Raw genomic sequence first — 10,385 nt, 5'->3', positions numbered from 1 at the left:
CTGTATGCGTGAAGATTAACTCTGAATCAGCTGAGTCAATTCATCGACATAGTCCTGCATTGGTCGGGGATTATGATCACGATGGCTTTCAATATTTAGACGCAATAGCGGTTCAGTATTCGATGCACGCACATTAAAACGCCATGCACCAAAATTAAGGCTGACCCCATCGGTCTGATCGATCTCCGGCTGCTGATCGGCATAATGATCGAAAAGTTTTTGGATGGTTGCTTGGGTATCGGCGACTTTAAAGTTGATTTCACCACTGCATGGGAACTTGGCGATCATCTCCTCCACCAGAGAAGATAAGGATTTTCCTGTTTCAGACAGTACTACTATCGCCAGTAACCATGGAATCATGCCGCTATCGCAATAGGCAAAGTCACGGAAATAATGATGGGCACTCATTTCCCCACCATAGGCCGCATTATGCTCACGCATCACATCTTTAATAAAGGCGTGACCTGATTTTGACTGAACCGTGATCCCTTGGAATTGTTCCACGATATCCAGCGTATTCCAGACCAGACGTGGATCATGGACAATTTTCTCACCAGCCTGTTTCAATAAGAAAGCCTGTGCTAACAGACCGACAATATAATAACCTTCAATAAACTGGCCTTTTTCGTCGAACAGGAAGCAGCGGTCAAAGTCACCATCCCAGGCAATACCCATGTCTGCTTGATGTTCTAATACTGCATTACGGGTGCTGTCACGGTTTTCAATTAAAATCGGGTTAGGGATTCCGTTGGGGAAATTGCCATCGGCTTCATTGTGAATTTTCACGAATTCCACTGGAATCTGCAGCTGTTGAAACTTCTGTTCAATTGCATCAACGACATGACCTGCAGCACCATTACCGGCATTCATCACCAGTTTCATCGGGCGGATTTTTGCCGGATCAATATAAGTCATCAGGTGATCAATAAACTCAGGCAAAATATTGTATTTTTCAGTATGCCCTTTTTGTGCAACTTCAATAAACTGACCTGATTCTGCTAAAGCCTGAATCTCTTTAAGACCAGTATCGGCACTGATTGGACGTGCATTTTCACGTACCAATTTCATGCCATTATAGTCCATAGGGTTATGACTGGCCGTCACTTCAATACCACCTTGCACATCGAGGTGGAAGGCACCAAAATAGACTTCTTCAGTCCCTGTCATGCCAAGATCAAGCACATTGACTCCAGCATCATTTAAACCACCAATGGTGGCCTGTTTTAAGCCTTCACTGCTGAGTCGAATATCACAGCCAATCACCACGGTTTTTGGTTGATAGATCTGTCCATAGGCACGACCGATCCGATAGGCAATATCTTCATTGAGTTCAGTATCGAGTTTGCCACGAATATCATAGGCTTTAAAGCAGGTCAGTTTGGTCATGTAAGTCATTAAAATCCCTGAAAATAAGAAAAAGATATAATATATGCTAGTAGTATAGAGCCAAAATTATTTAATTCAGCTTCCTTCATTCGTAATTTTGTGAGCCAGCATTCCAGAATATTCAGCCAGTAATTGTAAGATCTCACGATCAGTACTTTTGTTAGAGAATAACTTTGGAGATTTATGGTGAGTCATATATAGATTTCCATTTTTCTAGAATGCGCTGTGCCCAGTCTGCATGATAAGTATTTGATACAACGTGATCTTTTTTTGAAATATGGTTAATCATTATATATGACTGGATATTACAAACTTTGTTAATAAAGTCTTTTGGCCAACTTAAAGACTGTGACAAAATTGCAATTTTGAAAGATTCTAAGGTTTTGTTCAAGAAGATTTTATTTGCATTAACATCGTATGGTATCAGTAATGTGGAAATATTCTTTTTTCCATCAGAGGTATCAATTTCACATAAATAAAAAAGCTCATTATCTTCTCTGTCGAGTATTAGATTTACATAAAATCGGCGATTTTGACCATTAGTCAATTTATGCCCTCTGAATCGGCCATATTTTATGAAAGACTTATTATGAATTTGTTTGACTTTATAGCCTTTGCCTTCTATTTTTTTCAGCATTTTGCTAAGGTCTTGATAAGTTGAACTTGTAAAATTATTTTCTGCCTCTATGCCAAATCCTGGCCGGGTGCCTTCGTCTTCTCCTTCTCCACCAGCAAATGGTTGGTCCTCATAAAGAGCTTCCCCACTTGTATTTCGTCTTGTTATATTAATTTCTGAGCATGAAGTATTTAGTGAGATTTGTAGGTCTTCTATGGTATAAATTTCCCCCACAATATTTTTGAGTTGTGTAATTTCCTGATCAATATCAGCGTTAGCTTCATCATCAAATTTAGATTTATCCTGACTTGTCTGTTTTTTAGTATGCTGGTTTTTATCTAGTATATCTTTAGCCTGTCCAAAACTTTTTTGGGATAAAAAATGAAATTTAACAGGTTTATGTATTCCTGTTTCTAAATTTCCGAATGAATTGATACGTTCGATCCGAAATATTTTGCTGTCTGAATAAATACATCCATCAACATCAAGTTCAATGTTTTTGAGGATAGGGGCATCCATATCAAAATCATAGGCTTTAGATTGAGCTTGGTTTTTAATGGTTTTTTCATAAATACTTAAAAAAGATTGATTTAATTCAGGGTGTAATAAAATTAATGCTAGTTTTTTTAGAAAAACAGGGTCCTTCAGATCCTTGGCTGTTATTTTTCTGTTTGGTGCAACAAAAATATGAAAGGCTTTAGCATCATTACGATCAATTAAGACATCAGTTGTATATCTTTCAGAAAATAATGCAGCACGTAATAAATACGGATGAGAGAAAAAAAGATCTCGTGCGAGTACCAGTTTAGGTAATTGGATGGTCCACCCCTCCAAAGCATCTCCTGGATTGTGATATTGGAAACTGAAGCAGGGACGATTGCGATATGCCGGACGGGTATTTACAGTTGAATTTTCTGCATTGGTCTTGTTCAAAAATCCCAAATTGATTTGAGTGAGCTTATGGTTGACTAAACGGACAGGGAAAACACTGCTCAGTGGTGTTTTGTAGTGGTATAAAAGGATACTTTCAATTGGTCTTTTTGAATGAAAAAAACGCTTTTCTTCGGGATCGCGCATTGTAGTTTCAATATTGAAACGAGTTTCACCACGATGAGTTATCTGTGCTGCACTGTAGTATTGTGTTGCTTCAGGTAAACATACGAATGGAAGGTTAGCCACTTTTATTTCCCCATAATATTCTTAAAAAATCGACGTGCTTCTGGCGTTAATCGCTGCTCACTTAATCCGGATTCACGTAAAAAAACACTTGGTGGATAGTCTTTATTATCAGTTTGTTGACGAATATAGGTTCGAGTCAGACGACGTATTTGATAACAATCCACAGACTCAGCGTAACGATCTAGAAATGCAGCAGTCAATGGGAAAAAATTCCAGTTTTTTTCAATCATACTCACTGAACCCAGTTGTCTAATAAAAAACTTTTTTGTCCATTGTGGGGAGTCTAGATCTTCTAATAATTCATTCCGTATTTTGATAAGTTGTTTAACAAACTGTCGATCTCGAGCTCTCCAGTCAATACGTGGTTTAGGGACAGAAGGAGGAGGAGTTAAAGCTGATTTATTGATAAATAATAGCCAATCTTTATGATTGCGATATAAGCGAGCATACAGTGAGCCATTTTGTTGGCGAGCCTGTTTGACTGGGCTTTCTAGGATTAATTTTGTCCATTGTTTTTGGTCCTCAGATAATGTTCGATCTACTTTATTATCCATACATATTGTTACTGTTGTGGTGGCTTCCTCTAGATCCATTGATGCTAGGTGAATATATTGCTTATATGTTTCAATCGGATTCTTCTCTGGAACAAGAGCTTTTAATACGATGAGATGCTCAAGATAAGAAAATGCTTTACGATGTTTTCTTAATATATTTTTCAGCCAGCAGTTTTCACTATCTAAATCTGCTAATTGATAATATGCAAGAAAACTTTCGCCCCAATATTCAATGACTAATTGACGGACTTTTTTGTAATTGATATTTTTACGGCCTGAGAGTAATTCGCTATCTTTTAAGATAAGAAAATAAGCATCTGATACAGTAGAAAAATCCTGCACATTGAAGGGTGTTGAATGACCGAGTAGCTCTTCAATCAGTCCCGAAAGCTCGATATGGTGATTTAAGTCCTGAGGATTAAGTACAAGCTGTGAAGAACTTTTCAGGGCATTTAAGTGAGCACAGTAAAATTTTCTGTCTATCCCGTTGCAAGGGATAGCACTCACAAAGAGAGGTTGCTCATGTTGGGTACAGTACTCGTATCCAGTAATCTGCCAGCTACGTTTCCAGTAAACTTCACCATATTGCTCCATCTGGTCTTTCCAGCAATGAGGACAGAATCGAAAAAAACTCACAGCTTTGATCCGCGATGCATTTTTTCCCAATTTAGTATGCAGTGATTGATACTGTTCATTTCGCAATGCCTGCACAGCATAACGCATCACTGTATCAGGTTGGAATGGTTGGTAAATTGGTAGTAGGGTGTGCTGGCTAATTAAAATAAGCGCATCATAATGACCTGGTAAGTAACCGGCCAACCTGTCTAGATGCGAAGGTAAATCGTAAGTTGGTGTTAAATTCCTGCTATTGAATAATTCTTCAGTGAGATATTTGGGACTCAGAATCCCATTGTGAACAGCATAACGGGCAATTACACTGTAAATTAGCTCATCCGGATATGGCATTGGAAAATTCGAAATCATAATACCGTGCTCTCCATTCTTTGTTGCTTAATGCAAAATAGGACGAGTAGGATCAAACAAATAGTGAGATGATTTTAATAACTCATAAACATCTATTTCCTGTTCTTGTGCTTGACTGAAAAAGTTTCGTAAGTCAGTAGCTTCAGTACTTTTCCATTCCTCTGCCTTCATGACTTTACGAGATGTCCGTGGCTTCCTTGCCGGAGTCGTGGTTTGATGCTGTTTAAACTTATCTTCTGCTACAGAGCCGTCTAATACTTCCAGAATATGCTGGAGTAGTACCTGTAAGTTCTCGTTTGGATATTTTTTTAATGCAGAAGTGACATGCAGATCTATTGTAGCAGCGGGGTGACCTAAGGCCGTTAGCATACCTATCAGTGTGGAATAATGTGGTCCTAGATCTTTATGCTGTTTTTCCGTTTTTAATGCAGCTTTGAAACGGTGTTGTTCAACATATTCCTCAATTTGAACTTGAGGGATAGTTAAGTCAGAATACCGTGCAATACGTGTGGGGTTGCCTGAGCGGAGTGCATCCAAAATATCGTGGACTGGCTGTAATTGTTCTTCGTAGACTTTTTTAAAAAGTTCAGATGTGATTTTTTCCAGACCAATGGTGATTGCATGAATCTGCACCAAGCAGAACAGTTTAACCACTAAATCTGGAATGCCCTGCGTATAATAATACCAAGTGTTTCTTAATTCATCGGACAGTTCAGCTGGTTGTTGAACCCATTGATATTGCCACAGCTTGTTGGTAAAAGCATACCATTCGGAAATTATCATTTGATCAGGGGTGCTAGGATCGGGAGTGGGTGCTTCATTGCGCATAGGTTCCCAGATTAAAGAGCCTAATCCCGCACTGCGTCTAGCTGATCTTAAGTCTTCTTGCAGAATTTCATTGGCTTTGGGTGTCCCAATCATCACAATTGGAATGGATGCCACATTCACAAGTGTGACAAAGAAATTAAGAATGATTTCAGCCCCGCCAGATTTTTTTGTATTCAAATGCTGGATTTCATCAATGATTAAAAGTCCAATAGAATAATTATTTGCGATAATTTTCATCTGCTGCAGCATGGCATTCACATTTAAGCGACTTCTGGTGAAACGATGCTCGAAGTTTGTATCTCCTAATGCTAAATCTACTGCTCTAAAAAAGTTTGAGCATAAGTTTTTTAAAGAGCTGTCATGCGGACAATCAATTTTAAGGTAAACAATTTGTTTTAATCCCAGCTCTCTATGTTCAATCACTTGCGGGTAATAACGCAAAATTTTGTTTATTGTCGTTGTTTTACCGCTTCCCGAACATCCTATAATTGACATGCTGGTTGCAGTCGACTCTGGAGGTGCATAGCGGTAAGAGCTTTCATTTGATGGTTCTAGTTGCTGAAAAGCAGCGTGTAAATGTCGATGTCTATCCCCATTAGTGATGTTTCTACTCACATAACCTTGCCGAATCATAATAGAAATTTTTTGCTCAAGGGATAGATGTTTGGTCAGTGGTTGAAAAAAATCATGAGGCAATTGAGCAATCAGATGGATTCTTTCGGGTTGGGGCAAGAAACGCTGCTCTGGAATAAATTTCAGTTTCCCTCGTAGATGTTTAATGACCGACTTGGTGTCAAGGATAGGCGGTAATTGAGTAATAAGAGGATTATCCCCATAGATGTCTTCTATTGATGTATTGAGCGCGAGTTCATTATTATTCATTCTTCATCGTCCTCTTCGAATAATTGTCTCATTAAATCTGGCTGACTGGTCAAATCCAGATTGCTATTTTGAGATGGGGGTGTTTGAGTATTATTTTGGTTGGGATGGATAGTTCGGATAGAATTAAAAGGCCTGTTTTGGAGGTGTTCTGCACGTTCCACTTGAATCGCTTCTTGTTTGTTCTGGCGGATATCTCTAGTACGTTGTGCTTTAGAAAGTTGATGCACTCCTGCTTGGGTCTGTCGACTTTGTGCAGTTTGGATGATTTTGTCAGTGAAATCCTGTAATTCAACGACAGCTACAGATTTCAGTTGTGAATGTTGTTTTTCAACAATTTTAATTGCCTTATAGATTTGTTCAGCTTCCCACCATGTTAAATGCTGATATTGACGTGAAGCATCACTTAAATGTGCTTCCCAGTATTCCAATTTATTTTCATTAAAGAAAACATATATAGTATTTACTGAATATGGGTCAAAACCAATCTGTAGTTTTTTGGGACGAGATTTTGCAGTGTTTCGAATAAACCAGCCCTGTTTATGCATTTCCACACATTGATAGACTAATCCTTTGACTTTAAGCCCGTGGTCACTTAATGACGCATCGATCCTAGGTAGCAAGCCAACAGATAGTGATTTACTATCTACTTGTCTCAACATCCCAGTACGGTGCTGTAGACCCCACTGCCAGAGCTTAAGGGGGATAGAAGGTAGGTCAGTCGGCATATCGGCACTACGATCATATTTTGTCAAAATATCAAAATTATTGCGTAACAAGACGCAGCTTAATATGATTTTTCTGAACTCTTCCAGAGTTAGACAAGCTTCTAGTCGATAATCATGTCCGCCTTTCTTTTTTTCCTTGAATCCAGAAACAACACCAATATTCTCGTAGGATTTAAAGCGTGACTGAATGATTCCGAAAGCTCTCTCCACAATAGCTTTGGCATCGCTTCGATAGGGTGGCGCATTTTCAATACGAACAGAAAAGTTTTTTTCAAGAAGTTCAATTTGATAACCAATGAGTTCACCGCGGTCTGCAAGTATGGCACCAGGTAAACCATAAGCAGGCCAATCTTCCGGTTGTATTTGCAAGCCATAACTCTGACAGAATGTCACTTTATCTTGGATTGCCACGCTGAGGCATTGTATGGCTGTATTAAATGAACTGTTTTCCATGCCGACATAAAGCCCAGTAATCATCCGGCTGAATACATCGATAACAATATAGACGGTAGGTCGGCCAATAATCTGTGATGGATCTCGTGATGATACAAGGTAGATATCAGCGACTGTTGAATCTATCTCATAACGTGCACCAGGACCATTTGCTTGCTTAGTCGCTGTTGATGTCAGAGGTTTGTGATCTTTAAGGGTTTTTTGATTCTTTAGGATTTCGTTGGAATTGTTCTTATTTCTGTATCGAGTATTATAAAAATAATAGAATTGAGCATACGTTGGAATATCTGCGGCTTGTACTTGATGAAATTGCTTAGAAAATGAATTTTTAAACCGAAGATAAGTTTCGTTAATGGATTGTTTTTTGACAGGAACTAAATACTCTTCGATGGCTTTCTTAAAATATAATTCAACCTGTTCAGTGACATTCTTACCTTCATTTGATTCATAGATGCGTGGTCTGCCAATTTTTTTATCACCTATAGCTCTTTTTTGGCCTTTTCCACCTGAATTTTCATAGTCTGGTACCAAAGCATTTATAGTTTGACCACGCTGCCAGTAACGTCTCAGGAGTCGTAAAAGTTTATTAATTGATACCTCTTTTTCCAAATGTATAGTTTTTATTCTTGCTGTCCTAATTTTTGCATTGATAAGCACGTGCTCATCATTAATTAGATCTTGAATAATGGAAAAGTTTTCATCTCTTTTTTTGAGTTGAATAGAATTTTCACTCAAGTTTAATCGTTTTAAGTATTCATAAGGATCTTGTGCTGGTATGAGGCTTTGATCCTCTGAGAGGGTTTTAAGCTCCTTGGACAAAATAAGTTCAGGGAAAGCATTTTTATTACCAATATCGATCCATACCGTATACTGCGGTAAGAATTTGAGTATTCGGTATTGTTTTGAATTCAATAGGTAAACTGAATTAATTAGTTGCATGGACTGTATTCTCATTCTGGAGCAAATTACTTGCATGAATATCAGAGAGTTTAAGCTCCAAGTACGAAATTTCTAGATTAAATTGAAGTATTCGCAGTGCAAATAATTTTCTAAACAATGCGAGCGTCGCTCCGATACCCATTTTTTGAGTTTGGTCAGAATGCTTACAAAATTGGATTAATGAGCTTTGAGGGTACTGGCTAATTTCTTTCATAAAATAAACTGCTAAATCAATCATCTGATTTGTTATTTCAAGGTCATTTTTTTCTACATATAGCCATTTAATGTTCTCTAGTACTGTAGTAGGAATGTCTTTTTCAGTAATCAACTTGAACGGCGTATTGTGCTCTTCTTCCCAGTAACGACGTTTAATTTCTAATGACTCAATAACATGAGCTTTATTGAGATCCTTGCTGTAAAGAGTGTCAAGGGCTATAGAAAACTTACCAAAATCAACTAAAAAATCTGAAGATAGAGTAAAAGGTATATAGTCAATCGATACTTTTTTCATTCGGAAACGAGAACAGATGGAGTTAAGATCATAGATATCCAAAGGATAATGTTCGCGAATATCTGTAACGTTCTGATTCCAGTCAAGCAGTAAAAAGGTAGACAGCTCTAGATCAGAAAATAAGTGATGAAGACGTTTACTGACACGGCCTTGTACTCTGTGAGAGCGACCAATTGAACTGAAGTTTTGAACAGTTTTACAAGGTTTATAGTCGCGTCCATGGCCCTGGCCATACCCTTCTGTTACTAGTTCTTCATAGTTTTTTATAATTTTTGGCATACAGAAGACCTGTGTATTTTGATTGATAATTAATCATATCTTAAGGGGGTTAATTTTGTATTTGGCAAAAAAATACAAACTTAAATATATTTTTATACAAACAAAATTTTATAATTATTTATATATTAATTATATAAATCAATAACTTAAAATTAGAATGAGTATTATAGTACCCAATTAATAAATCTTAGAGGTATTGATGATAGGCAAAATCATTCACAATGCATCCTAGTAAACATAGCTATTTCTTCCTGATTTTAATTTCATGGCTAAATTCTATGCTTAAGTATTGGAATTTAATTAAGTTTGTTTAATTTTTTTATGTAACTTATTGATATTTATGATTCTTGGATTTTTTAATTTTAAAATTAAGTTTATTTAGTAATTTTAAAATTAAATTATGAGTGTAATTAAGTTTGTCTGAAGATTCTCATGTGTAGAACACTATTTTTGCTTAGAAAAGGCAAAAAATACCTTGAAGAAGAAGAGTGTTGCAGGGGGATTTTAAAAAAAATGATACTTATTAGGCGGTTAAATAAGAGGTTTAAATTAGTATATGTTTTTGAATATATTTGATATTTAAAAAATTTGTTTTTGTGATGATATTCGTTTCAATTTAGATTTTTTACATTAAAAATCCTTTAGATATGGCAGTGAACTACCATATCTAAAGGGTTGGATGTACTATTTGTGTGCTTCATCAATGTACAAACTAAAATAATTAAATCTAAACTTAATTATTTGATACAAACATAATTATATAAACACAGGTATTGATGATAGGCAAAATCATTCACAATGCATCCTAGTAAACATAGCTATTTCTTCCTGATTTTAATTTCATGGCTAAATTCTATGCTTAAGTATTGGAATTTAATTAAGTTTGTTTAATTTTTTTATGTAACTTATTGATATTTATGATTCTTGGATTTTTTAATTTTAAAATTAAGTTTATTTAGTAATTTTAAAATTAAATTATGAGTGTAATTAAGTTTGTCTGAAGATTCTCATGTGTAGAACACTATTTTTGCTTAGAAAAGGCAAAAAAT

Annotated in this window: 6 protein-coding genes; all 6 read right to left on the bottom strand. The window is 36.5% G+C overall.

What is annotated here, in order from left to right; genetic code table 11:
- Positions 1 to 15: 15 nt before the first annotated feature.
- Complete coding sequence (locus ACN6OV_RS04175) at positions 16 to 1,386, bottom strand: phosphomannomutase CpsG (RefSeq protein WP_427949919.1); 1,371 nt, start codon at positions 1,384 to 1,386, stop codon at positions 16 to 18.
- 181 nt (positions 1,387 to 1,567) lie between these two features.
- Positions 1,568 to 3,181 carry a Tn7-like element transposition protein TnsE gene (locus tag ACN6OV_RS04170; protein WP_427949881.1) on the bottom strand — a complete coding sequence of 538 codons (1,614 nt, stop codon included), beginning with the start codon at positions 3,179 to 3,181 and terminating at the stop codon, positions 1,568 to 1,570.
- A 2-nt stretch (positions 3,182 to 3,183) separates the two neighbouring features.
- Positions 3,184 to 4,719 (bottom strand): TnsD family Tn7-like transposition protein, encoded by a 1,536-nt coding sequence (locus tag ACN6OV_RS04165; protein ID WP_427949879.1) that lies wholly within the window; start codon positions 4,717 to 4,719, stop codon positions 3,184 to 3,186.
- Between the two features lie 27 nt (positions 4,720 to 4,746).
- Positions 4,747 to 6,429: an AAA family ATPase gene (locus tag ACN6OV_RS04160; protein WP_427949877.1), complete on the bottom strand. Its 1,683-nt coding sequence runs from the start codon at positions 6,427 to 6,429 to the stop codon at positions 4,747 to 4,749.
- Complete coding sequence (locus tag ACN6OV_RS04155; RefSeq protein ID WP_427949875.1) at positions 6,426 to 8,546, bottom strand: transposase; 2,121 nt, start codon at positions 8,544 to 8,546, stop codon at positions 6,426 to 6,428. Before ACN6OV_RS04155 ends, ACN6OV_RS04160 begins: the two co-directional genes overlap by 4 nt.
- Positions 8,533 to 9,336 carry a TnsA endonuclease C-terminal domain-containing protein gene (locus ACN6OV_RS04150; protein WP_427949873.1) on the bottom strand — a complete coding sequence of 268 codons (804 nt, stop codon included), beginning with the start codon at positions 9,334 to 9,336 and terminating at the stop codon, positions 8,533 to 8,535. The genes ACN6OV_RS04155 and ACN6OV_RS04150 overlap by 14 nt, the downstream gene beginning before the upstream one ends.
- Between the last annotated feature and the right edge of the window lie 1,049 nt (positions 9,337 to 10,385).

The organism is Acinetobacter sp. (assembly GCF_050285345.1).
Lineage (GTDB): Bacteria > Pseudomonadota > Gammaproteobacteria > Pseudomonadales > Moraxellaceae > Acinetobacter.
Note: the sequence above shows the minus strand (reverse complement) of the source record. Positions and strands in the feature narration are given on the sequence as shown.

Bases quoted from the DNA above. Each gene is read 5' to 3' on its own strand.
- ACN6OV_RS04155 (WP_427949875.1), bottom strand. From the start codon at position 8,546: ATGCAACTAATTAATTCAGTTTACCTATTGAATTCAAAACAATACCGA.
- ACN6OV_RS04165 (WP_427949879.1), bottom strand. From the start codon at position 4,719: ATGATTTCGAATTTTCCAATGCCATATCCGGATGAGCTAATTTACAGT.
- ACN6OV_RS04160 (WP_427949877.1), bottom strand. From the start codon at position 6,429: ATGAATAATAATGAACTCGCGCTCAATACATCAATAGAAGACATCTAT.
- ACN6OV_RS04175 (WP_427949919.1), bottom strand. From the start codon at position 1,386: ATGACCAAACTGACCTGCTTTAAAGCCTATGATATTCGTGGCAAACTC.
- ACN6OV_RS04150 (WP_427949873.1), bottom strand. From the start codon at position 9,336: ATGCCAAAAATTATAAAAAACTATGAAGAACTAGTAACAGAAGGGTAT.